This is a genomic window from Granulicella pectinivorans (assembly GCF_900114625.1).
GTDB lineage: Bacteria > Acidobacteriota > Terriglobia > Terriglobales > Acidobacteriaceae > Edaphobacter > Edaphobacter pectinivorans.
This window is the reverse complement of record NZ_FOZL01000001.1, coordinates 3742262-3765795: the sequence shown is the minus strand read 5'-3', so window position 1 is coordinate 3765795 and position 23534 is coordinate 3742262. Positions and strand designations below refer to the sequence as shown.

Sequence of the window (23534 nt, the reverse complement as noted above, 5' to 3'; positions counted from 1 at the left end):
GAAGCTTGCCAACCTGGAAGAAAAGAGGGTGCTATTTCTCGAAAACGGAATGTATGGTCTTTTGGCCACGTTTCCCATGCATGGGACCACGTTTTACCGTACCGAAAACTGCAGGTAAAACCCGAAGACACAGGGAGAAACTCCAAGAACGCGGTAGTAAACCCCACAAATGCCTGGAATTCACTACAAAAGCCAAAAAAAGGGTTTTAAAAGAGATATTTCGTCCCTTCGCCGAAGAAGAAGGAATCTTTCGACTGGGATATTGGTCAGACCTCTCCGCAGGTCAGGTGCCCGGGAGAAGGGTGTGAACGGTCGCGAGGAGGAGATCGGGGAGGAGGGGTTTCAGCTTGAAGACGACGTTCAGGTCGGCGTATTCGGCCTCGGCCTCTTCGAGGCCGCTGATCACCAAGACCGGCATCGTGGGCCGAATCTTGCGTAGCTCCTGCACGAATTGGGCTCCGCTCATACCGGGCATGATGTGATCGGTGATGACCAGGCCGATCTCCTCGGGGAACTCGCTCTTTTGAAACTGCTCGAGCGCGCGGCTTGGATTGAGAGCCGCGATCACGAAATACCCGGCTCGCCTGAGGATCGTCTGGCGGGTCGCGGCTTGGACTGCATTATCGTCTACGAGCAGAACTGCTGAAGTCATCGTGCCTTTCGCGTACGTCGTCTAAGCGACATGGCGTCTTTTTTCTGTTTTTTACGCTTCTGCATGTGATGCGAATACTCGGCAAAAAGCTGTCTCTCACGTTGCCATATTCTTAGAAAGATTCCAACCGCGCCCGAGTACGGGATGGACGGAGGGGGCGAAACCAAGTAGAGTCGTCCCGTAGGAATGCTGTCTGAGCCGCGTTCCGATTCCTGAATACTTTAGGGCAAAACACGTGAATCTTGGTCTTGTTGATTGGCTGATCATGCTGGTGTACTTCGTCTTCGTGCTGGGCATTGGTTTTGCCCTGAAACGTTACATGCGGACGAGTCATGACTTTTTCCTCGCGGGCCGCTCTATTCCGGCCTGGGTCTGCGGTTTGGCGTTCATTTCCGCGAACCTGGGCGCGCAGGAAGTCATCGGCATGGGTGCCTCGGGCGCCAAGTACGGCATTATCACGAGTCATTTTTACTGGATCGGCGCGATCCCGGCTATGGTCTTCGTCGGCATCTTCATGATGCCGTTCTATTATGGGTCCAAAGCGCGGTCCGTGCCTGAGTTCCTGCGGATGCGCTTCGACGAAAAGACGCGTGCGATCAACGCCTTCTCGTTCGCCATCATGACGGTCTTCAGTTCGGGGATCTCGATGTATGCGATGGCCCTTTTGATTGAGACACTTGGGCTCTTCGACGGGCTTATGCCGCACCAGTACATCTTCCACGTTTCCGTGCTGCTGTCGGCTGTGATCGTGCTTGGATACATCTTCCTGGGTGGGCTGACCAGCGCGATCTACAACGAAGTGCTGCAGTTTTTCCTGATCGTCGCTGGCTTCGCACCTCTGGTTTGGATCGGTTTGAGGAACGTCGGCGGATGGCACGGTATCCAGCAGAAGCTTGGCCCATCCATGACGCACTCCTGGCGTGGCATGGCGCATGCGAATACGAATCCGCTGGGCGTGGAGTGGGTGGGGCTGGTGATGGGGCTTGGCTTTGTGCTGAGCTTCGGCTACTGGTGTACGGACTTCCTCGTGGTCCAGAGGGCGATGGCCGCGGATTCGGAAGAGTCGGCGCGGCGGGTTCCGCTGATTGCGGCGATTCCGAAGATGTTCTTTCCGTTCCTGGTGATTCTGCCGGGGTTGATCGCGGTCTCGGTGACCTCGCACATGGCGGCTCCGACGACGTTGTCCGCCTCGGGTGCGGTGACGCCGCAGCACTATAAAGGGCTGATTCCAGAGAAGATGAATCTGGTGACTGGGCAGCCCGTCGTCGACAGCAAAGGGGAGCCGGTCTACAACTACGACCTCGCGATTCCGGCGATGTTGCTGCATTACTTCCCGACGGGTGTGCTTGGGCTTGGGCTGACGGCCCTGCTGGCCAGCTTCATGTCGGGCATGGCGGGCAACGTGACGGCGTTCAACACGGTGTGGACATACGACATCTACCAGGCGTACATCAACAAGCGAGGCACGGACGCCCACTACCTCTGGATGGGAAGGATGGCCACCGTCGGGGGGGTCGCGTTATCGGTCGCCGCGGCGTACGCGGTGACCAACTTCAACAACATCATGGACGCGTTGCAGTTGATCTTTTCGCTGGTCAACGCACCCTTGTTCGCGACGTTCCTGCTGGGCATGTTCTGGAAGAAGACGACCGGGCATGGTGCTTTTGTGGGGCTGCTGACGGGTACGGCTGCTGCGCTGGTACACCACGGACTGACGTTGCCGATGGACGCAAACCCCGGCATTCATGGGGCTTGGATCCATCTCGTCCATACATACCCGAGCGATATGGCGCAGAACTTCTGGACGGCGATCTTCGCGTTCTCCGTCAATCTTGTCGTGACGATTGCAGTCAGCCTTGTGACGGAACCGAAGCCGGAGAACGAGCTGGTGGGTCTTGTCTACTCGCTGACGCCGAAGCCGGTGGAGGGCCATCTGGAGTGGTGGCAGAAGCCCTCGACACTGGCCATCGTGGTCCTTGTGCTGCTGGTCGCTTTGAATCTGGTGTTTGCTTAGGAGGGTTGAGATGGGACTGGATATTCGGATTCCGCTGGGCTTGTTGTTTCTCGCCACAGGCGGGATTATGTCGGTGTACGGGTTCCTGACGCGGAACAGCGCGATCTATGACAAATCGCTGGGGATCAATCTGAATCTCTACTGGGGTCTGGGCCTCTTCCTGTTCGGCCTGGTGATGTTCGTCATGGGCCGCCGGGTGAAGTGGCAGGACGATCCGGTGACGCCACGGCCGTGGGAGCGCAAGGGTGGCGGGCACTGATTGGTTAGACCAATCCGAGGTGTGCCGTCGAAAACCTCGTGTTCCCCAGATCCGCACACTTTGTGAGGCTGAGGGACTCTACTTTGGCATTTGTGGTGAATTCTGGGCATTTGTGGTGAATTTCAGGTTTTTCTGCTTGTTTCTCCGGGTTTCGCTGGGTTTTACCTGCAGTTTTCGGGACGGTAAAACGTGGTGTTTTGTCTGGAAAATGTGGACATTTCGTGGTCCGCTGTATGGATATTCGAGACCATTCTGAAATCCTGATCCCCGGCGAGCGAAGTCCGGTTGCGGCTTGCCGTTTCGGCTGACCGCAGTGGGATTTTGGGGTGGGTTTCAGGCTTCGGTTGGTCCGCGTTCATCTTACCCACACGGTAACTTGCGATAATGAATGGATGAAGCGCCGTATTATCGGGCACTACGAGTTCATTCGGAAGATTGGGGCCGGCGGGAGCGGGGTGGTTTACCTGGCGAACGACACGCTTTTACAGCGGCCCGTTGTCTTGAAGCTTTTGAAGCGCGGGGCGCTTACGCCCGAACAGATGAGGACGACGCAGTTGCGGGAGGCGAGGCTGGCCTCGGCGATCGACCATCTGAATGTCTGCGCCATCTACGATGTGGGCGAGGCGGACGACGAGGCGTACATCGTCATGCAGTACATCCCGGGCAAGAGCCTGGATGGGGTGATTGCGGCGGGTCCGGTGGGGCTGCAGATGCTGCTTTCGATCGGGATCCAGGTTTCGGATGGGTTGTTTGCCGCGCATCAACTGGGGATCTTCCATCGGGACTTGAAGCCGGCGAACGTGATGCTGACGGAGGGTGGGCTGGTGAAGATTCTCGACTTCGGGCTGGCGCGCCGTCTGAACATGGACAACATGGACTTCGACCCGTCGGCGCCGTCGAGCGCGGCGAGGATCGCTCCGGGGGCGACGTATACGGCGCGGGGCGGAACGATTGCCTATATGGCTCCAGAGCAGTTTGTAACGGGGCAGTCGAGCGTGCAGTCGGATATCTTTGCGCTGGGCTTGATTCTGTACGAGTTGGCGAGTGGGCGACATCCGTTTCACCGGCCGGACGCGCCGGAGTTTCAGTCGATCCGGGCGGTGCAGTTTGCGGACCCGCCAGCGCTCCGGGAGATCGCTCCGGATCTGCCGGTGGAGTTGGAATCGGTGATTCTGCGTTGCCTGGAGAAACAGCCTTCGGCTCGTTATTCCTCGGCGGCGGATGTGCGCGAGGCGCTGCGGACGACGATGAAGGCGATGCAGTTGGACTCGGTGGTGATGCCGGGGGATATTGTGCCGCACCACTCGACGCCGCAGGGCCGGCTGACGCTGGAGACGCCGGAGGAAGAGAAGAGGACGACCGGCCTGCTGTCGATGCTGGCGGAGCGGTTCCGCGAGTCGAGCCCCGTTACGGTGGGCAAGCAGAACACGATTGTGGTGCTGCCGTTCGCGAACTTCGGGACGCCGGGAGCCACTGGGGATGTGGCGCCGCTCTACGGATATGCGCTGGCGGATGCGATTGCGGCAAGGCTGGCGCGGATGCCTACGCTGGTGGTCAGGCCATCGAGTACGTTGATGACGGTGCCTACCCAGCAACTGGATCCGTTGAGCGTGGGGAAGAAGCTGCTGGTTCACTTTGTGCTGGCGGGGAACTTTCTGCGGTCGGAGAAGGGCTTCGACCTGAACTGGCAGTTGCTGGATGTGCCGCGGCAGAGCGTAAGAGCGGGCGGGTCGATCAATGTGGCCTCGTTCGATCTGATCTCGGTGCAGACGGAGATCTGCAACGAAGTCTTCAGTACGCTGCATGGGTTTGGGGATCTGCAAAACGACCGGGCGGTGACGCGGACTTCGCTGGATGAGGATGTTTCGGAGGAGTATCTGCAGGCGCGGGCGGTGTTGAGCTCGTTCATGTCACGGACGGGGAGCAGGGACGATTTGAACCGGGCGCGGGAGCTGTTTGAGTCGGTGGTGAAGCACGACGACGACTACGCGCCGGGGTGGTCGGGGCTGGGGATTACGCATCTGCAGTATGCGCGGCATGGGCTGGGCGGGCAGATGCATGTGCTTGAGGCGCGCAGGGCATTCGATAAGGCGCTTTCGTTCGATCCGCAGTCGGTGGAGGCGAATCTGTACCGTGTGTACATGCTGCTGTCGCGCGGTGAGAAGGAATCGGCTCGTCATGGGATCGAACATCTGCTGCAGACGGCCGGGAACGACTGGAATGTGCATCTGGTCGCGGGGATCACGCTGCGGGCGGATGGCATGTATGAAGAGGCGCTGGACCAGTTCAATACGTCCCTGCACATGAATCCGGCGAATGCGGCGCTGATCTACAACCACCGGGCGAGGGTGTATCAGTACCAGAACCAGTTGGAGCTCGCCGGGGATGAGATCGATAAAGGCCTGACGCTGGAGCCGAAACAGCCTTTGCTGCGGATTTCAAAGGGCTACCAGGAGATGCGGCTGGGGAATCTTTCAGGGGCGATCGATACGCTGGAGAGCGTGGCGCGGGAGGATCACTCGCTGCGGATTCTTTATCCGACGATTGCGCTTTGCTATGTGCAGTTGGGGGAGAGGGATAAGGCAGCTACGTTCATTGTGGATGAGACGTTGTCTGCGGCGGAGGCGGATAGCGAGATGGCTTACCGGCTGGCGACCTACTTTGCGCTGGACGGGGATGAGTCGGAGGCGCTGCATTGGTTGAGGCGGGCGATCTATCTGGGGAATGAGAACTATCCGTGGTTCTCGATCAATCCGGCCTGGCGGAAGCTGAGCGGGCATAGCGACTTTGAGCGGATCCTTGAAGATCTGAAGAAGAGCTTCCGGAAGAATCAGAAGAACTGGAAGAGGTTGCTGGCTGGGGTTCGATCGTAAAAACAGGCAAAAGATTGTGGGGAAAAGGCGGGAAAAGCGGGAAAGAGAGACCAAGGCGAAGACGGAATACCCGGGCAGTCATCGATACGAGGCCCTGGGTAGATATTGAATACGGGGTTCTTCGCTTCGCTCAGTTTGATTGGGCAATACGATGGGCGCGGCTTGTTGCCGCGCCCTTTCTTGTTTGGTTTGTGTTGTCTTTATCGGGCGATCGAGGCGATGGTGATGGGCTCGTTGAGGGTGAAGATGAGGTTGGTGTCCTTGGGAAGGACGGTCTGGCGGTCCTGCTTGAGCCACCATGCGGTGCCTACTCCGGCACCGACGAGGGCACCTACGCCTGCGCCGACTCCGCCGCCGATGACGGCTCCTGCGACGGCTCCTGTGCCGGTGGCGATGCCGAGGGCGGCTACGGTTTCCTTGATATGGTCGCGGCGGTAGAGGGTGCCTTCGGAGTCGATGCGGGTGGCGAAGGACTGACTGGTATCGATGAGCTGGGCGTGGAGGTCGTAGTGGGAGCCGTCGGGCAGGATGATGCGGTGGGGCTCAAGGTGGAGGGCGGCGGCGCCGCGGATGCGATGGCCTCCATGGACCTCGGTGAGGCGGCCTTCGAGGGTAGAGCCGGCGGGGATGAGGAGGTGGTTGTTCTGGTAGACGGGTTCCGTGACGATGGCGGAGAAGGGGTCGCCTGCGTGGTTGACGGAGGTGGAGAGGGTTTCGAGGACGCGGGCCTTGAGGAGGATGTTGGAGGGGAAGGCGGCGGCACGGGGGCCGGGGTCGCCTACGATCATGCCGTCGGGGTTGGGGACGGGAGTGCCGGCGAGGCCCTGGGGGGCGTCGGACGGCGGGGTGGCGGGGCGGTAGGGGGCGTAGGTCTCGGACTGGGACGCAGGGGCGGTGACGGGGGGGAGGTCTGTGGACGGCGTCATCGCGCGGCGCTGGGAGGCTACGGGCGTGGGCTGGTAGCCGGGAGGAAGCTCGGGATCGATGGGAGCGCTTTGCTGTTTGGTGACGGTCTCGGTATCTGGGGGCGGGTTGGACACGCCGCTGGTTTGCGCGGAGAGCGCGACGGGAAGGGAGAGAGCGAGGACGGCGGCAGCGGTCGTGAGTTTCATGGTCTTCCTCGGGAGTGCTGGATCGTACGTAAAGCTTAGACACGAGGGTACGAGGTTCTGTTGCGGATGTGGTGGGGATTCGGGAGCGGGGAATCGGGGGTGTCACCTCCCGTGGGAGAGATTTCAATAGGAGGTTCTGTTCATTTCTGTTTGGTAGAATGCAGCTAGAACGGGGTGGCGATGGAGCTGGTAGAGACAATCGGAGGGGCACGGGGGCCGATTGCGGTCGATCGTAGGCCGCGGTTGAACGACAGGCTGGCGCATCGGGTGATCTCGGCGGGCCAACAAAATTCTGCAAGTGACTATGGGAGTGGTATGACTGAGATTGTTTCGATCCGTGCACGTGAAATCCTCGACTCGCGAGGGAATCCGACTGTTGAAGCCGATGTGACGCTGAGTGGCGGAGCGATGGGACGCGCGGCGGTGCCGAGTGGTGCCTCGACCGGCGAACATGAGGCCGTGGAGCTGAGGGACGGAGATAAGGATCATTATCTCGGCAAGGGCGTGTTGGGCGCGGTGGAGAACGTCGAGACGGCGATTGCGCCGGAGCTGACGGGCATGGACGCGGCGAACCAAAGGCTGATCGACGCGACGATGATCGCAATCGACGGTACGGAGAACAAGTCGCGGCTGGGTGCGAACGCGATTCTCGCGGTTTCGATGGCGTGTGCGCGGGCCTCGGCGACGGCATTGAAGATGCCTTTGTACCGGTATCTTGGTGGCGTGAATGCCTGCATTCTGCCGGTTCCGATGATGAACATCATCAACGGCGGAAGCCATGCGGACTCGAATGTGGACTTCCAGGAGTTCATGGTGATGCCGGTGGGCGCGGAGACGTTCTCGGATGCGCTGCGCTGGGGCACCGAGGTGTTCCATACGCTGAAGGGCGTGTTGAAGAAGAAGGGTTACAACACCGCGGTGGGCGATGAGGGTGGGTTTGCGCCGAGCCTGAAGTCGAATGCCGAGGCAATCGAGCTGATTCTGGAGGCGATCGAGAAGGCCGGGTATACGCCGGGCGAGCAGATCTCGATTGCGCTGGATCCGGCGTCGAGCGAGTTCTACGACAAGGCTTCGGGGCTGTATGTGTTCAAGAAGTCGGATGGATCGAAGAAGACTTCGGGCGAGATGGCGGCGTTCTGGGAGGATTGGGTTCGTCAGTATCCGATCGTTTCGATTGAGGACGGTCTGGCTGAGGACGACTGGGATGGCTGGAAGCTGCTGACGGACCAGATTGGCGATGTGTGCCAGTTGGTGGGCGACGATCTTTTCGTGACCAACACGAAGCGCCTGCAGCAGGGGATCGAAGCCAAGGTTGGCAACTCGATTCTGATCAAGGTCAACCAGATCGGTACGATTTCTGAGACGCTGGAGGCGATCGAGCTGGCTCGTCGTTATGGGTACACCTCGATTATTTCGCACCGGTCGGGCGAGACGGAAGACACGTTTATTGCGGATCTTGCGGTTGGTACCGGGGCTGGGCAGATCAAGACGGGTTCGGCTTCGCGTACGGACCGGATTGCGAAGTACAACCAGTTGCTGCGGATCGAGGAAGAGCTGGGGCAGGCGGCGGCTTTTCTTGGGTTGGAAGCGTTGAATGTTGGGTAAAACACGATAACGATGCCGTTGTTGTGCGAGAGGCCTCATCTTCGGATGGGGCCTCTTGGCGTTTTGAGGTCTGCTGTTAGCACTGGAATCTCTGGCATCAAGGCTGCGATGGGTGCGGCGTGTACGGATTCTCTGCGGGATATTCGTCGATCGCTATGGTAGGTTTGACAGATCCCTTTTAAGGATCGACATGGCTCCGTCAACAAGAGACTCTGTAGTTTGCGGCTTGTTGTACGTTGTCTCCCTGCTGACCCTGGCGAGTGTGCTGCGTCATCAAGCCGGGTTTCCGCTCGATGATTCCTATATTCACCAGGTGATTGCCCGCAACATGGCGGAGACGCACGTCGTGGGCTTTCAGCCAGGTAGAGCGTCGTCCGGTTCGAGCAGCCTGGTATGGACGATGATCCTGACGGCGGGAGACATTTTGCTGGGACGGGTGTCGCCGGTATGGTTCTGTCTCGCGCTCAGTGTGTGTGTGATGGCGACGATCGGGTTCGTCTTGATGCGTCTGACCCAGCAGGACGGTTTATCCGGGGCTGCTGCGTGGGCGATTGCGTTGGCTCCTGCTCTGAGTGGGAACTTCCAGTGGCTTGGGCTGATCGGCATGGAGCACCTTCTGTTCCTCGCCTTGATGCTGCTGTTGCTTGAGATCTGGTTGAGGCCGCTGCAAGCGCGATCTGCGGCGACGCCATTTCAACTATTTCTGCTTTGCTTTCTGATGGTGTTGACGCGGCTTGAGGGAGTCTTCCTGATTGGTGCGGTTCTGGGCTGCTGGCGGTTTGCCGATCGGCGGATGAAGAATCTCGTGTTGCCTGGGGTGGGAACCCTGGCTGGACTGGTTGTTTCGCTTGGCTGGAACTGGAAGATTTCCGGACAGTGGATGCCAGCGAGCATGCGCGGCCGTCAGTTCCTGTATATGGCTGGCTACGGCAGGTTGGACATCAGGGTGCGCTTCCTTTGGGACTCCTGCCGTCGCATGCTGATGACCTGGAGTATCGGCTCGGGAGAGAGCGGGTTACATGGTGGAGTCTGGATGCTTTCTCTTCTGCTGCTTGGGGGACTGGTCCTGTTTGGAATCCGCGAATTGATGGCACGTCACGCCCGTCGATGGATCGTGTTAGTTTTATGCGCTTTTACGGTGGAAGCGGCTTATCTGTTTGTTCTGCCGGCGGCGGGACATGGCGGACGGTATATCGCCCTGCCCATGATGGTTTGTATGAGCCTCGCATCCTTTGGCCTTCATGCGTTGCTGACGACGATTGGGGGGAACCGGAAACTGGTTGGAGCAGGGGTGGGGATCGCCTGCGGGCTGACGCTGTGCTTGTCGCAGAGGGCTTGGATGCGGGCATCCGAGGCGGAGATCGAGCAGATCCGCACGGAGCATGGAGTGATGGCCGCATGGATGCAGGAGAATCTGCCGGCGGAGACGTTTACCGGGCTTCATCTGGCAGCCTTCGATATCGGGCGGATCGGATACCAGTTCCGTGGCCGCATCGTGGATCTCGGTGCCCTTGTCGACAGCCATTTTCTGCCGTATCTTCGGACCGCAAGGACGGGAGACTATCTTCGGGAACACGATGTTCGCTACGTCGTCCTGCCGATGACCGATCAGAATGATCGACTGGCCAGTGTCTGGTTAGCTTTGGATCCAGAGCATGGGGTAGAACTCACGCTGGTGCATACGGTGTGCGCGGATCGGGGAATCGCTGAGCTTGCCTGGATTGCCAGCGGAACCGCACTTCCTTGTCAGTATCTCTATTCGATACGATATGTGACACCTGTCAGGTGAACAGGCTTCCATCGGATAAACCGCTGAGGTGTGGGATGCACGGGGATTCAGGGGCGTGGCCCTTATGGCGATGAGACTGGAGTAAGCCGGGCACAAAAACAAAGCCCCGGAGGTATCCGGGGCTTTGTTGCTATCTTTTAAGCCTTTGCGCGGAGCACGATCGCCAGAGCGGCTAGCTTACCAGCCGCGGGTTTGCATGAGGTGCTTCTCTTCGATGGCGGCGGCGGCGAGACCCTTCATGCTGCCGATGACGGCTTCGGAGGCCTCGGAGACGATGCTGGGGTCGTTGAAGTGGGTGGTGGCGAGGACGATGGCCTTGGCGCGGGAGACGGCCTCGTCGCGCTCGAGGGGGTTGTTCTCGACGTCGAGGGGGGTTGCGCCCTCCTTCATGAAGATGCCGGAGCCCACGAAGACCGTCTCGGCGCCGAGCTGCATCATGAGGGCTGCGTCGGCGGGGGTGGCGATGCCGCCGGCGGAGAAGTTGGGGACGGGGAGCTTGCCGTTCTTGGCGATCCACTGGATGAGCTCGTAGGGCGCGCCGTGGACCTTGGCGGCGTTGTAGAGCTCTTCGTCGCCGAGGACCGTGAGGGCCTTGATCTCGCGGACGATCTGACGCATGTGCTGGACGGCGTGGACGACGTCTCCGGTGCCGGGCTCGCCCTTGGTGCGGATCATGGCTGCGCCTTCGGCGATGCGTCGACAGGCCTCGCCGAGGTTGCGGGCTCCGCAGACGAAGGGCGTGGTGAAGGCATGCTTGTCGATGTGGTAGACCTCATCGGCGGGGGTGAGGACTTCGGACTCGTCGATGAAGTCGACGCCGAGGTACTGGAGGACCTGGGCTTCGGCGAAGTGGCCGATGCGGGCCTTGGCCATGACGGGGATGGAGACGGCATCGATGATCTGCTTGATGAGCTTGGGGCTGGCCATGCGGGCTACGCCGCCTTCGGCGCGGATCATGGCGGGGACGCGCTCAAGCGCCATGACGGAGACAGCGCCGGCTTCTTCCGCGATGCGGGCCTGCTCGACGTTCATGACGTCCATGATGACGCCGCCCTTGAGCATCTCGGCGAGGCCGGTCTTGAGGCGGAGCGAGGTGGAAGTAGAGGTGGTGTCTGCCATGATATGTCTCCTTCGTGGGCCGAGGGCGGCTCTGCTATGCAGGCCGTGTGACTTTTGATCTCTCGGCGGTCTTGAAATGTCAGTTTAGCAGTAAATGGGGTGCGTGCATGGCCGGGAGCGGCGCAATCCAGTAGGGGAGACATGCCTTGCGGGTTTGGTTCATGGGACGGATATTGACGGGATATTCAATGCAAATTCATGGGTGGGGACGACGATAAGGGGAGTTTCAGCAGGGAGGCATGCGTGGATGAGCTGACGATCGTGATTCCGGCGAAGAATGAGGTCCTGATGCTGCCGCGGCTTTTGGAGTCGCTGTGCGGGCAGGACTATGCGGCGATGTGCGGGACGCGGGTGCTGGTGGCGGATGCGGGCTCGACGGATGGGACGGTCGAGGTGGCGCTTTCGTTTGCGCACCGTTTGCGGGTGGAGGTGATTCCGGGTGGCCTGCCAGCGGTGGGGCGGAATGCCGGGGCGCGGGCGGCGCGGTCGCGGTATGTGCTTTTTTTGGATGCCGATGTGGAGCTGGGAGACGCAGGCCTGGTGGGGCGGGCGGTTGCGGCAATGAAAGGCAAGGGGCTTGAGTGCTGCACGACCAATATCGGGTGTAAGCTGGGCGGGTTCTTCGACGATGCGCTTTACCTGGGGAACAACATCATGCAGTGGGTGGGGTCGTGGTGGAAGCCGTTCGCGACGGGGATGTTCATGATGTTCGAGTTGGAGGCGTTCCGGCGGCTGGGTGGGTTTCATGAACAGGCGCTGTTTGCGGAGGATTACCTGCTATCGAAGCAGGTTCACCGCAGCCAGTTTGCGATTGTCCGTGGGGTGGTGCTGACTTCGAACCGGCGGTTCAAGAAGCTGGGACACGGGCGCATGGTGTGGATGTTCTTCAAGACCATGATGCATACGTGGGATGAAGAGTATTTTTTGCGGGATCAGGGGTATTGGGAAGAGGCGGAAGGTCAGTTGTAAGTCGTCCGTTCTAAGTTCTAAGTACTGTTGTTTGCGACTTACAAGTTAGAAGGTACAACTGCTTTAGTGGCCGGCTTTTTCCGGGGTAATGTTGCTTGGGATCATGGCGGGGTTGATTGCAATGAAGAGTCCCTCGGCTTGTGCGAGCAAGGTGCCCTCAGCGTTGTGGAGTTGAGCGGAGTGGAAGAGCTTGCGGCCTTCGCGACGCTCGTGGGTGGCGGTGAGGGTGAGGTCCTGGTAGAGGGGAGAGGGGCGGAGGTAGTCGACCTCCATGTGGCGGGTCATCGCGAGCGTGTCGAGGGGGCGGTTGAGCTTGGACATGGCCTCGTCGAAGAGGGTGGCGATGATGCCTCCGTGGATGTAGCCGGGAGGGCCTTCGTAGATGCGGGTGAGGTTGACGGTGGCGGTGACGGTGGGATGGCCGGTTTCCGGGTGTTCGCTGCGGTCGAAGTGGAGGTGCAGGCCCTGCGGGTTGGCCGGGCCGCAGGCGAAGCAGTGGCCGGCTTGCTCGTCCAATGTGGGGGCTGAATTGTCATTCATTGGCATGGTGGCAGGGTAGCAGATTGCGCTTTACCAGGCATCTGCGGCTCAATACCCATATCCCAGAGGCGGGATGTGGGGCACCCGGATTTGTGGCGCTACTGGTTCAGGACCTGGAGGATCTGGGGGCCGAACTTGGCGGCTTTCTCGGGGCCTATGCCGGAGATGGACTGGAGCTGGGCGATGGTCTTCGGTTGCTGGAGTACCAGCGAGCGTAGGGTCGAGGAGCCGAGGACGAAGAACTGGGGGAGGCCCAGGCGCTCGGACTCGGTCTTGCGCCAGTCGCGGAGGCGGGTGTCGACGGCTTGCTGGTCGGGGGTGAGTTCGACCTCGGGTTGGGGGTTGGTGGCGGCGGGGCGAGGGGTGAAGGAGGGGCGGACGGGGACGGTGGCCGGTTTTGCTGCCGTGGAGGTTTTTACCCCACCCTTGGTGGATGTTGTCGACGAAGGGTGGGAGCCCCGATCCGGGGAGTCTTGCGACAGGGTCAGTTTGGACTGGCTGGCCGGGCGGGTTTTCTTTGCCGGCGTGGTGGGGGTGCCGTATTCGGCGGTCTCTACCTGCTCGTTGCGGCAAAGGGCGCAGATGGCGGCTCCGTAGCGGTCGGCTTTTTCTGGGCCTATGCCGCTTACGTTGAGGAGAGCGCTGATGGTGGTGGGCTGGGCCTCTACGATGGCGGTGAGGACGGCGTCGCCGAAGATGATGAAGGCGGGTTTGCCGGTCTTGGCGGCTTCGACCTTGCGCCACTCGCGGAGGCTAGTTTCGAGAGCTCGCTGGGCGGGGGTGAAGGCGGCGGAGGCGTCTTCGCGGACGGCGCGGCGGGTGGCTTTAGGGGAGGAGGCTTTGCCCTTTTTGCCGGCGGGGGCGTCGGTCTCGCGGAGGAGGAGGTCGGGGGTGAGGGTGAGGCCTTGTTCGGCGGCCTCGCGGCCCTCGTAGGTGAGGGCGGCTTTTTTGAAGCTGATGAGTTCGCCGGCGGGGTTGGTCCACTGCTCGGGCGTGATGGAGATGAGGGCGGCGCGGGAGAGGCAGTCGAGGAGGGCTTCGAAGGTGCGGCGGTCTTTTTCGGCGGGGGTGCCGCGGAGGGCTCCGGCGGCGAGTTCGGTGTGGAGCTTTCCGGTGGAACGGGATTGGCCGTCCAAGGCCCGCAGGATGGCGGAGAGCTGGCGGAGTTCTTCGGAGTCGGGGGGCTGGAGGCTGGATTGGGAGGTGGCGGAGGCGGGGTCGCAGGCGTCGCAGTGGCCGCAGGGGCGGGTGCCGTCGGCGGTGTCGCCGAAGTGGCGGATGAGGGCGGTCATGCGGCACTGGTGGGTGTCGGCGAAGGTGGCCATGCGCTCGATCTGGCTCTTGCGAAAGGCGACCTGGGTCTCGTAGCCGGTGCGCCAGGTGGTGAGGCCGGTGGAGCGGACGTTGCCGGCCATGTCGATCTGGGCGGCTCCCTGGGAGGCGAGTTTTTCGACGGCTTTGCCGAAGATGTCGGGGGACATGCGGAGCTGGCGCCAGAGGGGCTCGGGCATGAGGAATTCGGGCTTGAGGGCGCGGGCTACGCGGTCGAGTTCGGTGGCGGGGGGGTAGTCGCGCTCGAGAAAGGTCTCGTGGATCTTTCGGTCTACGAACGAGTGCAAAAGAATGGTTCGCGATGGTAATCCGTCGCGGCCGGCGCGGCCGATCTCCTGGTAGTAGGCCTCGACGGAGCCGGGGAGGGCGATGTGGAGGACCGTGCGGACGTCGGCCTTGTCGATGCCCATGCCGAAGGCAATGGTGGCGACGACGATGTCGAGGGAGCCTGCGAGGAAGTGGCGCTGGACGCGTTCGCGGGTGGCGGGGTCGAGGCCTGCATGGTAGGCGGAGGCCTTGGAGCCGAGTTGCGAGGCCAGCTCCTCCGCGGCCTTGCGGCTGGGCGCATAGACGATAGCCGGAAGGTTTTGTTTATTTTTCAATAGCTTGACGGCGAACTCGGTGCGGCGGGGCTTGGACATCTCGACGACCTCGATGGCGAGGTTGTCGCGGCGGAAGCCGTGGATGAAGAGCGCGGGGGATTGCAGGTTGAGCTGGTTGACGATGTCTTTCTGGACCGTCGGGGTTGCTGTCGCGGTGAGGGCGATGATGGGGGCGGGGCGCAGGGCGGGGAGGTGGTCGCCGAGGGTGCGGTAGTCGGGCCGGAAGTCATGGCCCCAGGCGCTGATGCAGTGGGCTTCGTCGATGGCGATGAGGGCTGGCTTCTTCTTGGCCAGCATCTCGGGGAAGCCGGGGACGCGCATGCGTTCGGGGGCGATGAAGAGGAACTGGAGGGTGCCGTCGAGGTAGTCGCGGCAGGCCTGGCGGGCTTCGTCGCGGGAGAGGCCGGAGTGGATGCGGGCGACGCGGAGGCCGGCGGCGGTGAGTTTATTGGCCTGGTCGTCCATGAGGGCGATGAGGGGGGAGATGACGAGGGCGGTGCCGCCGCGGGCGATGGCGGGAAGCTGGTAGCAGAGGGATTTGCCGGCACCGGTGGGCATGACGAGAAGGACGTCGCGGCCTTCGGTGGCGGCGCGGCAGACGGCCTCCTGGTTCGCGCGGAAGGCGGGGAATCCGAACGTGCTGTGGAGGAGTGTTTCGAGGTTCATACGGCTTTCTGATTTTCGCATATTCTTCGAGTCTTGCCGGATGGGCTCGCTGCGCGGGTGGCGGTCGAACTGTGAGTTTTCTAACGGTTGTGGCGCCAGCGAGTCGTGCGGGCGTCCCGTTGTTCGGTGCGGTCTGCGTGCAAACGCCGGGTGAGGGTTGGGGGAGTGTTTTTTACACAGCTTCTTGATGGTGCGGGGGTGCATGCTTAAGGCATGGTTTCGAGATGGTTGCGGATCGGGCTCGTTGTGTATGTGCTTGGAGGTTTTGGGGTTGGCTTTGCGCAGGACGGAGCGAAGCCTACTTTCTTTGCGCGCTGGGGGGATTTTTACAGGACGGATTGGAAGCCATTGGATCCGTCCGCCCCGGTTGCTGCTCCGGCTCCACGGCGTGGGCTTCCGCAGGCGCTGGATTCGCCTCCGTTCCCGAGCGCGGACTGGTCGTATGGCGGGTCACCGACGATTGGGGAGGCGGATGGGAACAGCTATCCGCTGATGACGGCGATCAACGGTGCCAGGAGCAGGACCAAGGTCTACGGATGGGTGCAGCCTACGCTGAACTTCTCGACTTCCTCGGGGAGCAATGCGCCGCTGGCGAACAATCTCTATCCGAACCGGCTGGAGATGAACCAAGTGGTGCTTTATGTGGAGCGGCTTCCGGATTCTGTCCAGAGGGAGCATCTGGATTGGGGATTCCACCTGACGGCGTTGTACGGGACGGACTACCGGTATACGACGGACAAGGGGTACTTTTCGAGCCAACTGCTGGTGCATAACCGGCAGTATGGGTTCGATCCCAGCCTGGAGTACCTGGATGTGTATATCCCGGGAGTGCGAGAGGGGATGAATATCCGGGTGGGGCGGTTTATCTCGATTCCGGGGATCGAGGCGCAGTTGAGCCCTAACAACTACTTTTCAACGCACTCACTGCTGTATGGGATCGATCCGTTTACCGATACAGGGGTGCTGGTGACGATGCAGGCGACGAAGCAGTGGGTGGTGCAGGCTGGGTTGACGGCGGGGCACGATATCGCTCCGTGGGCCAAGGGAGCGAAGCCTTCGGCTACGGTATGTGGCAGCTATACGACGACTTCGGTGAACAACAACTTCTACGTGTGCGCGAATGGCATCAATGACGGGAAGTACTCGTTCAACAATCTGCAGCAGTATGACGGGACGTGGTATCACCGGTTCTCAAAGACGTTGCACATGGCTACCGAAGCCTATGTGATGTACGAGCGGGATGTACCGAGCCTGGGCGGGACGCTGGTGCCGGAGACGGGGGCAAATGGGGCTCTCTGCCGGGCTGGAGTGCAGAGCTGTTTTGCGCCGGAGTGGGCCTTTGTCAGCTATCTGAACAAGGAGCTTTCTCCGCATACGTTTGTGGGGTTTCGCGGGGACTTTCTGAACGATAAGAAGGGGCAGCGGACGGGGTTCAACACGAAGTACACCGAGACGACGTTGACGTTGAGTCACTGGGTTGGAACAACGGTGCAGATTCGCCCTGAGATTCGGTTCGATCATGCCTGGGACAGGAATGCGTACGACAAAGGGACGACGCAGAACCAGTTCACGGTGGCTACGGATCTGATCTTCCATTTTTGAGGCGGTTGGGAATGTTTCTCGGCGGTTGTCCCCACATCGCAGAAGCGAGATGTGGGGACTCCGATTTTGTAGCCCGGGTTATTGGAGAGAGACGATGTAGGTGGAGGGGCGCGGTGTGCCGGGAAGGATGGCGCAGACGCTGACCGTTACCGTATCGGGGGCTGTGACCTGTGCGTTGACCTGGAAGGCTCCGCCAGGGCTGAAGCCAGGTGCTCCGGTGGTGCTGGCTACGGTGACTGGGACCATGGTGTTGTTCGCGCCGGGGATGGTGGCGGTTCCGGTGGCGCAGGTGCCGAGCGCGAGGGGGCGGCCTCCGATAGCGGTGGTGGTGCCGTGGAGACCGGTTTTTGCGAGGAGGGAGCCGCTTGCGGGATCCCACCTGATGTCTCCTCCGGGAAGGGAGAAGAGCGTGATGGGTGTGTTGGGCGTGTCGCGGTTATTTTGGACCCGGATGAGGATGTGAGGTGCGGGTCTGAAGGCTAGTCCGACGTCGAAGTAGCCGTCGATGTGGTGGAAGTCGGGGGCGTCGAGCGGGCCGCCGAAGGGCTTGTAGAGAGTGACGGGATTGGCGTTGCGGGTGAGACGGCCGATGAAGTTGTTTCCGCTGGTGCCGGGGCCATGAAGGACGAGCAGGTCGCCAACACTCCCCCAGCCGTTGGAGGGCGTGTTCTGGTAGACGTTCATCGATCGTCCGGTGACGCTGACGGCGACGTTGTGCGGGGCCTCGATGAGATCGGAGGTGGCCCAGGGAACTGCATTGGGCTCGCAGATGGGGTTGGCCCCGAAGGTGCGATTCGTGACGACCTCGCATCCGGGGTAGAGATGATAGCCGTCGAGGCCATCGACACCGACCGCAGCAGCCTCATCTCCAGTCATGGGGATAAAGCCGCCAGCAACCACGCCACGCCGGTTCATGCCGTAGATCAGGTGGTGCGGGTCGAGGGCTCCGAAGGCGTAGTAGGAGGAGCGGTAGCCGGTGAGGGCGAGGTTGGCGTCGAAGCTGATGTATTGGCCGCAGAGACCACCCTGGAAGATGGATATGCCGGCGGTGTTGGGGTTGCGGACGGCGATCGTGATGCTTTGGCTACCGCCTGAGGGGGTGGAGGCCGCCGTGATGGGAGCCTGCTCTGGATAGTTGGGGCCAGTGACACAAACGACGCCTTGGGGTCTGAAACGGCCTTGCTTGAGCGTGACGTTGCAGGTAAATGGGGTGTTGACCTGGGCGGTGTGGTTGTTGGGAATGGCGGTGTTGCAGATTCCCCATGCGGTTGAGAGTGGAAGTTCGTTATCGACAGTGAGGGTGTTGAGGTAGGTGCTGCCGGGAAGAGGAGCACTGCGACCGGTGAGGTGTCCGCTGATGGTGCCTTTGGTGATGTCGAGAAGGGGGGCTCCGTCGGTGGTCCAGTTGTTGCCGGACACAAAGGTGAGTGCTGGCGCGATGTCACCGGTGCCGGTGGTGGAGGCAATCTTGCCGTGGAAGTAACCGTCTGTCTCACCGACATTGGCGGCTTCGCCTTTGATGGCTTCGTCGGAGAGGGCGGTGCTTCCTCCGTCAGAAAACACGTAGTCGTAGGTGCCCATCGTATCGCCCGTCGCATGCTTGTTCAACTTGAGAGACCGGCCTTGCGCGATGCCGCGATTGGCTACGTTGAGTTCGTCCACATTGAGAAACTGGACGCGCCATCCGCCGAAATTGCCGAGGGAAATGCCTGGGCCAGTGGTGGTGAGTTCGGTGGAGTGGGCGGATTCGTGACCGTTGGGGTCCGCCCCGCCATGATCGAAGGTGAAGACGCCCAGGGTGCAATCGCGGGCGTGGGTCAACTCGTTGAGCGGGCAATTGGTGAGGCGGGTGGCCTGAATGGGGGCGGCATCGGGGTGGACGGTCTGGGAGGCGCTCTGGGGCGCAGTCTGGGGTACGGTCTGGGCGGGGGAGGTGGGAGGCAGAAGGAGCAAGGGAAGTAGGGCAGCGATGCGAATCCGGGGCATCATCATGCTCCCTAGGGTACGCTCTCTGGGGTGCGTTCCGGTGAACGGACGTCCGATCCCTTCCATCGGGTGGAAAGAACCTCTTCTGCGGGGGGGTATGCTTTGCTCTCCCAGGCCTCTGCGAGGCTCCCATGAGGACGAGACCGAACAGACAGTGAAGGGTGTTGATGAGTCGGATCAGTCGAGGCGGGCGGGAATGGGATCCTGCACGGAGCTTTCGGGTGCCGGGTGAGAGTCGAGTAGCCATGTGCCTCATTTGAGGATCGTTCCGGGGGGCGAAACATTGAAGGGAGAGTCCGTTAGAATGGGTCGAATGAACTATAAGGCGCGGCAGAAGAAGGCAGTGAGGCGTGTGGGGAAGTTGGCGGAGGCGCTGCTGGTGACGCATCTGCCGGATGTCCGTTATTTGAGTGGATTTACTGGGTCGAACGCGGCGCTGGTACTGGTTGGCGCGAAGGCGATGCTGTTTACCGACGGACGCTACACCGCGCAGGCCCAGGCCGAGGCAGTGGGGACGAAGGTGACGATCGCGGCGAAGTCGGCGGTCGTGGCGGCGTGTGAGTGGATGGAGGCAGCGGGCGTGACGCGGTGCGGCTTCGATGGCACGCAGACGACCGTGGCGGCGTTGACGCGGATGGAGGCGGGGCTTTCGAAGGCGTTCGGGGTGAAGGCGCGGCGGGAGATGTTTGTGGATGTCGGCGCACTGGTGGCGAGGCTGCGCGAGGTGAAGGACGAGGATGAGATCGCGATTCTGCGGCGAGCGGCGCTGTTGGGGTGTGGGTTGTTCGACCACATGCTTGGGTTTATCGAAGGTGGTATGACGGAGATGGCCGTTGCGGCAGAACTGGAATACAGGGCAAGGCTGGCTGGCTCCGAGGCGATGAGTTTCGAGACGATCGTTGCCAGCGGGGAACGGTCCGCGCTGCCGCATGGCCGGGCCACGTTGGCGAAGATTCCCAAGCGGGGATTCGTCACGCTGGACTTTGGGGTGGTGGTGGACGGGTACTCGAGCGATATGACGCGGACGGTACATATGGGCCGGGCTCGGGGTCCGGTGAAGGCGAGTGCGGTTCCGGGCGAGCGGGACGTGTATGATTTGGTGCTGGAAGCACAGGAGTCGGCGGTCCGGGCAGTGAAGCCGGGCGCGAGTGCCGGCGATGTGGATGAAGCGGCACGCAGCGTGTTGCGGCGAGCGGGGCTGGATGGATTTTTCAGCCACTCGACGGGGCATGGTGTCGGGCTTGAGATTCATGAGGGGCCAAGGCTTGCGGCGAAGCAGACGCAGACGCTGGAGGCCGGTATGGTCGTTACAATTGAACCGGGCGTTTATCTGCCGGGCAGTTTTGGTTTGCGTATCGAAGATATGGTGCTGGTGAGTGCCGTGGGCGGCGAGGTTCTGACGCCGAGCCCGAAGGCCTGGATTGAGTTGTAAGAGATTTTTTTTGGGAGAGATGATGGACGGGAACAATCTGGACGAGCTGAAGCAGTTGATTGAGTTTTTGAAGGCGAACGAGATTGCCGAGTTCGACATGGAGCGCGAGGACCTGAAGGTCCGGATCAAGTTTGCGGGCGAGGCTCCTGTAGCAGCCGCCCCCGGGCTGGATATGGCACAGTTGAGCCGGCTGATGGCTTCGGCGCAGGCTCCGGTTGCGGCTGCTCCGGTCGCTGTTGCGGCTCCGGTTGCAGCGGCTGCACCTGCTGTGGTGGAAGAGAAGCTGCATGAGGTGAAGTCGCCGATCGTGGGGACCTTCTATGAGTCGCCCTCGCCGGGAGCCCCCGCGTTCGTCAAGATCGGGGACATCGTCGAGGTTGGGCAGGTGCTCTGCATCGTGGAAGCGATGAAGCTGATGAACGAGATTGAGTCCGATGTCGCCGGGGAAGTGGTGAAGCGGATTGCTTCGAGCGGGCAGCCGGTGGAGTATGGCCAGCCTTTGTTCGCGATTCGGGCCAAGTAAAGAGAGACACGCACAAGGCAGATTCCCTTCGGGAATGACAACCAAAAGGGCAACGGTACGAAAAAGGCATCGGTTATTCATGTTTCGTAAGGTTTTGATTGCAAATCGCGGAGAGATTGCACTGCGGGTGATTAGCGCGTGCAAGGAGATGGGGATTCGGACGGTCGCTGTGTACAGCGAGGCGGACCGCAACTCGCTGCATGTGCGGTTTGCGGATGAGGCGATCTGCATTGGCCCGAATCGTTCGGCGGACAGCTATCTGAACGTGCCGGCGGTGATCTCGGCGGCGGAGATCACGGATGTGGACGCGATCCATCCGGGGTATGGGCTGCTGAGCGAGAACGCTAACTTTGCCGAGGTGTGCCGGGCGAGCAATATCAAGTTCATCGGGCCTCCGCCTGAAGTCACGCGCATGATGGGCGAAAAGTCCACGGCGCGGCAGACGATGAAGAAGGCCAAAGTGCCGATTCTGCCGGGCTCCGATGGCGTGATTGCCGATGTCGATGAGGCGCTGGAGTGGGCGAAGTCGGTTGGTTATCCGGTGATCCTGAAGGCTGTGGCCGGTGGCGGCGGGCGTGGCATGAGAATTGTGCGCTCAGCGGCCGAGCTGCCCTCGATGTACAACCAGGCCTCGACCGAAGCGGCGAATGCGTTTGGCAACGGCGACATGTACATGGAGAAGTTCATCGAGCGGCCGAGGCACATCGAGTTCCAGGTGCTGGCGGACGAGCATGGCAATGTGATGAGCCTGGGAGAGCGGGAATGCTCGATCCAGAGGCGGCATCAGAAGCTGATTGAGGAAGCTCCTTCGCTGCAGGTCTCGCCGAAGCTGAGGGCGGAGCTGGGGAAGACGATCGAGCGTTCGCTGAAGGACATTGGATATTGGAACGCCGGGACGATCGAGTTTCTGATGGATGAGGATGGGAAGATCTACTTCATCGAGATGAATACGCGTATCCAGGTGGAGCATTGTGTGACCGAAATGGTTACCGGTGTGGATCTGGTGAAGGCGCAGCTTCGGATCGCGCAGGGCGAGAAGCTTTCGGACATTGTGCCGAAGGTACCGGAGATTCGCGGTCACGCGATCGAGTGCCGCATCAATGCGGAGCATCCGGAGAAGTTCACGCCGTCCGCGGGTAAGATTACGGCGTATAACGTTCCCGGCGGCAACGGGGTTCGGGTGGATACGGCGCAGTATGCGGAGGGTGTGGTGCCTCCGTATTACGACTCGTTGATCGCCAAGCTGATCTGCCATGGCAAGGATCGCGAAGAGGCGATGAACAAGATGCAGAGGGCGCTGAGCCAGTTTGTGGTGCAGGGGATTCATACGACGATTCCGCTGCATCAGAAGATCTTTGCGGATCCGGAGTTTCGTTCTGGGGCCTTCGATACGAAGTTCATGGAGCGGTTTTTCGAGCGGCAGAAGCAGGGGTAACGGCTTCTGCCGGTGTTCCGGGTCAGGCTTCGGTGGGCATAAGCCTGCTTACCATGCGCTTGGTGGCCCAGTATTGTGCGATAGGGAAAATGCCAGCGGGGAACAGGAAGCTGATCAGAGTGGTGTAGAGGATGAGGGGCTCCCGCACGAGATGGAAGTGGCCGCTGAAGTACATGAGGCTGAAGTAGCAGACGCACATCCAGATGAAGAGTGCGGATCCAATGAAAAGCGTGTGAAGGGCAAGACCACGCCGGGACATGCGCTTCCATCGCTCCTGAAGTTTTGCGAGTTGCTTTGCGTTGATTGGATCGGTCAGCTTTCCGGTGAGCTTCACGGATACCTCGATGCTGCGGGGGTGAGGGTTTCGCGATGATTATCTCCCGGCTGTATGCGATTGTCGATGTAGATGTTTTGCGGGCGCATGGGTGCAGGGTGCGGTCGTTTGGAGAAGAGATGCGCCGGGCCGGAGTGGGGCTGGTGCAGTACCGGAACAAGAATGGGACACCCGAGGATATGCTGCGGGACGCGGCGATTCTGCGGGAGGTCTTCGCCGGGACGGGCGCTACATTGCTGATGAACGACCGGGCGGATCTGGCGGCGCTGGCCGGATGGGATGGGGTTCATGTGGGGCAGGGGGATCTGGCTCCGGCGGATGCGCGGATGGTTGCGGGGGCGGGAAGTATTGTGGGGATTTCTACGCATGTTGCGGCGGAGATTGAGGCCGCATCGGCCAGTTGCGCAGACTACGTTGCGATTGGGCCGGTGTTTGCCACGGGGACGAAACTGGATGCTTCGCCTGTGGTGGGCCTGGAGGGGGTACGGCGGGCGCGGATGCTGACTCGCAAGCCGCTGGTGGCGATTGGCGGAATCACCCGGGCGAATGCGCGGAGCGTGATCGACGCCGGTGCGGATGCGGTGGCGGTGATCTCGGGGCTGATAGTTAAGGGTGAATGTCCGGGACGGATTGCGGAGGAGTTTCTGGAGCTTTTGCGGTAGGTTAGTATTGCGTTACAACCACCAGTCC

The 23534-nt window shown here is 61.0% G+C and carries 18 protein-coding genes; 11 read left to right on the top strand and 7 right to left on the bottom strand.

Translation table 11 applies throughout. From position 1 onward, the window contains the following. Positions 1-283: 283 nt before the first annotated feature. On the bottom strand, positions 284-652 hold the full coding sequence (locus BM400_RS14990; protein ID WP_089840214.1) for a response regulator: 369 nt from the start codon (positions 650-652) through the stop codon (positions 284-286). Positions 653-917: 265 nt separating this feature from the next. Here BM400_RS14990 and BM400_RS14985 point away from each other — a divergent pair, with 265 nt between their 5' ends. From BM400_RS14985 to BM400_RS14975, 3 genes are all read left to right on the top strand, one after another. Then, positions 918-2666: a sodium:solute symporter family protein gene (locus tag BM400_RS14985; RefSeq protein WP_089841980.1), complete on the top strand. Its 1749-nt coding sequence runs from the start codon at positions 918-920 to the stop codon at positions 2664-2666. Positions 2667-2676: 10 nt separating this feature from the next. Next, entirely contained in the window at positions 2677-2925 is a 249-nt protein-coding gene (locus BM400_RS14980; protein WP_089840213.1) for a hypothetical protein, read from the top strand. Positions 2926-3317: 392 nt separating this feature from the next. Then, entirely contained in the window at positions 3318-5798 is a 2481-nt protein-coding gene (locus tag BM400_RS14975; RefSeq protein ID WP_089840210.1) for a protein kinase domain-containing protein, read from the top strand. Positions 5799-5998: 200 nt separating this feature from the next. On the opposite strand, the gene BM400_RS14970 is transcribed toward BM400_RS14975, so the two are convergent. Continuing rightward, positions 5999-6910, bottom strand: coding sequence for a TraB/TrbI/VirB10 family type IV secretion system protein (locus BM400_RS14970; RefSeq protein ID WP_089840208.1), 912 nt, complete (start codon positions 6908-6910; stop codon positions 5999-6001). A gap of 315 nt (positions 6911-7225) precedes the next feature. On the opposite strand from BM400_RS14970, the gene eno reads away from it, so the two are divergent. Both eno and BM400_RS14960 read left to right on the top strand, forming a co-directional pair. Further along, positions 7226-8515 (top strand): phosphopyruvate hydratase, encoded by a 1290-nt coding sequence (eno, locus tag BM400_RS14965; RefSeq protein ID WP_089840206.1) that lies wholly within the window; start codon positions 7226-7228, stop codon positions 8513-8515. A 226-nt stretch (positions 8516-8741) separates the two neighbouring features. After that, positions 8742-10304: a hypothetical protein gene (locus tag BM400_RS14960; RefSeq protein ID WP_089840204.1), complete on the top strand. Its 1563-nt coding sequence runs from the start codon at positions 8742-8744 to the stop codon at positions 10302-10304. Positions 10305-10481: 177 nt separating this feature from the next. Here BM400_RS14960 and pdxS read toward each other — a convergent pair whose 3' ends face one another. Continuing rightward, positions 10482-11423 carry a pyridoxal 5'-phosphate synthase lyase subunit PdxS gene (pdxS, locus tag BM400_RS14955; RefSeq protein ID WP_089840198.1) on the bottom strand — a complete coding sequence of 314 codons (942 nt, stop codon included), beginning with the start codon at positions 11421-11423 and terminating at the stop codon, positions 10482-10484. A 243-nt stretch (positions 11424-11666) separates the two neighbouring features. On the opposite strand from pdxS, the gene BM400_RS14950 reads away from it, so the two are divergent. Further along, positions 11667-12392 carry a glycosyltransferase gene (locus BM400_RS14950; RefSeq protein ID WP_089841977.1) on the top strand — a complete coding sequence of 242 codons (726 nt, stop codon included), beginning with the start codon at positions 11667-11669 and terminating at the stop codon, positions 12390-12392. A gap of 63 nt (positions 12393-12455) precedes the next feature. Here the strand turns inward: BM400_RS14950 and BM400_RS14945 are convergent, their stop codons facing one another. Together BM400_RS14945 and BM400_RS14940 are read right to left on the bottom strand one after the other, a co-directional pair. Continuing rightward, complete coding sequence (locus BM400_RS14945) at positions 12456-12938, bottom strand: PaaI family thioesterase (protein WP_089840195.1); 483 nt, start codon at positions 12936-12938, stop codon at positions 12456-12458. Positions 12939-13030: 92 nt separating this feature from the next. Continuing rightward, positions 13031-15532, bottom strand: a complete 2502-nt coding sequence (locus tag BM400_RS14940) for a RecQ family ATP-dependent DNA helicase (protein WP_089840192.1) — start codon at positions 15530-15532, stop codon at positions 13031-13033. 213 nt (positions 15533-15745) lie between these two features. On the opposite strand from BM400_RS14940, the gene BM400_RS14935 reads away from it, so the two are divergent. Further along, positions 15746-17134, top strand: a complete 1389-nt coding sequence (locus BM400_RS14935; RefSeq protein WP_089840190.1) for an outer membrane beta-barrel protein — start codon at positions 15746-15748, stop codon at positions 17132-17134. A gap of 78 nt (positions 17135-17212) precedes the next feature. Here BM400_RS14935 and BM400_RS14930 read toward each other — a convergent pair whose 3' ends face one another. Then, entirely contained in the window at positions 17213-19126 is a 1914-nt protein-coding gene (locus BM400_RS14930) for a hypothetical protein (protein ID WP_089840188.1), read from the bottom strand. Between the two features lie 307 nt (positions 19127-19433). On the opposite strand from BM400_RS14930, the gene BM400_RS14925 reads away from it, so the two are divergent. The 3 genes from BM400_RS14925 to accC all read left to right on the top strand — a co-directional run bounded on the left by BM400_RS14925 (position 19434) and on the right by accC (position 22510). Then, the gene (locus BM400_RS14925; RefSeq protein WP_089840186.1) at positions 19434-20552 is read left to right on the top strand and encodes an aminopeptidase P family protein; all 1119 of its coding nucleotides are present in this window, start codon (positions 19434-19436) and stop codon (positions 20550-20552) included. A gap of 22 nt (positions 20553-20574) precedes the next feature. Next, positions 20575-21075: an acetyl-CoA carboxylase biotin carboxyl carrier protein gene (gene accB / locus BM400_RS14920; protein ID WP_089840184.1), complete on the top strand. Its 501-nt coding sequence runs from the start codon at positions 20575-20577 to the stop codon at positions 21073-21075. 79 nt (positions 21076-21154) lie between these two features. Further along, positions 21155-22510, top strand: coding sequence for an acetyl-CoA carboxylase biotin carboxylase subunit (gene accC, locus BM400_RS14915; protein ID WP_089840181.1), 1356 nt, complete (start codon positions 21155-21157; stop codon positions 22508-22510). A gap of 22 nt (positions 22511-22532) precedes the next feature. Here the strand turns inward: accC and BM400_RS14910 are convergent, their stop codons facing one another. Next, positions 22533-22844 carry a hypothetical protein gene (locus BM400_RS14910; RefSeq protein ID WP_089840179.1) on the bottom strand — a complete coding sequence of 104 codons (312 nt, stop codon included), beginning with the start codon at positions 22842-22844 and terminating at the stop codon, positions 22533-22535. A gap of 35 nt (positions 22845-22879) precedes the next feature. On the opposite strand from BM400_RS14910, the gene thiE reads away from it, so the two are divergent. Further along, positions 22880-23506 carry a thiamine phosphate synthase gene (gene thiE, locus BM400_RS14905; protein ID WP_089840177.1) on the top strand — a complete coding sequence of 209 codons (627 nt, stop codon included), beginning with the start codon at positions 22880-22882 and terminating at the stop codon, positions 23504-23506. Positions 23507-23534: the final 28 nt, after the last annotated feature.

Coding starts and splice junctions, on each gene's coding strand:
- BM400_RS14990 (WP_089840214.1), bottom strand. CDS start 652: ATGACTTCAGCAGTTCTGCTCGTAGACGATAATGCAGTCCAAGCCGCG.
- BM400_RS14985 (WP_089841980.1), top strand. CDS start 918: ATGCTGGTGTACTTCGTCTTCGTGCTGGGCATTGGTTTTGCCCTGAAA.
- BM400_RS14980 (WP_089840213.1), top strand. CDS start 2,677: ATGGGACTGGATATTCGGATTCCGCTGGGCTTGTTGTTTCTCGCCACA.
- BM400_RS14975 (WP_089840210.1), top strand. CDS start 3,318: ATGAAGCGCCGTATTATCGGGCACTACGAGTTCATTCGGAAGATTGGG.
- BM400_RS14970 (WP_089840208.1), bottom strand. CDS start 6,910: ATGAAACTCACGACCGCTGCCGCCGTCCTCGCTCTCTCCCTTCCCGTC.
- eno (WP_089840206.1), top strand. CDS start 7,226: ATGACTGAGATTGTTTCGATCCGTGCACGTGAAATCCTCGACTCGCGA.
- pdxS (WP_089840198.1), bottom strand. CDS start 11,423: ATGGCAGACACCACCTCTACTTCCACCTCGCTCCGCCTCAAGACCGGC.
- BM400_RS14945 (WP_089840195.1), bottom strand. CDS start 12,938: ATGCCAATGAATGACAATTCAGCCCCCACATTGGACGAGCAAGCCGGC.
- BM400_RS14940 (WP_089840192.1), bottom strand. CDS start 15,532: ATGAACCTCGAAACACTCCTCCACAGCACGTTCGGATTCCCCGCCTTC.
- BM400_RS14935 (WP_089840190.1), top strand. CDS start 15,746: ATGGTTTCGAGATGGTTGCGGATCGGGCTCGTTGTGTATGTGCTTGGA.
- BM400_RS14930 (WP_089840188.1), bottom strand. CDS start 19,126: ATGATGATGCCCCGGATTCGCATCGCTGCCCTACTTCCCTTGCTCCTT.
- BM400_RS14925 (WP_089840186.1), top strand. CDS start 19,434: ATGAACTATAAGGCGCGGCAGAAGAAGGCAGTGAGGCGTGTGGGGAAG.
- accB (WP_089840184.1), top strand. CDS start 20,575: ATGGACGGGAACAATCTGGACGAGCTGAAGCAGTTGATTGAGTTTTTG.
- accC (WP_089840181.1), top strand. CDS start 21,155: ATGTTTCGTAAGGTTTTGATTGCAAATCGCGGAGAGATTGCACTGCGG.
- thiE (WP_089840177.1), top strand. CDS start 22,880: ATGATTATCTCCCGGCTGTATGCGATTGTCGATGTAGATGTTTTGCGG.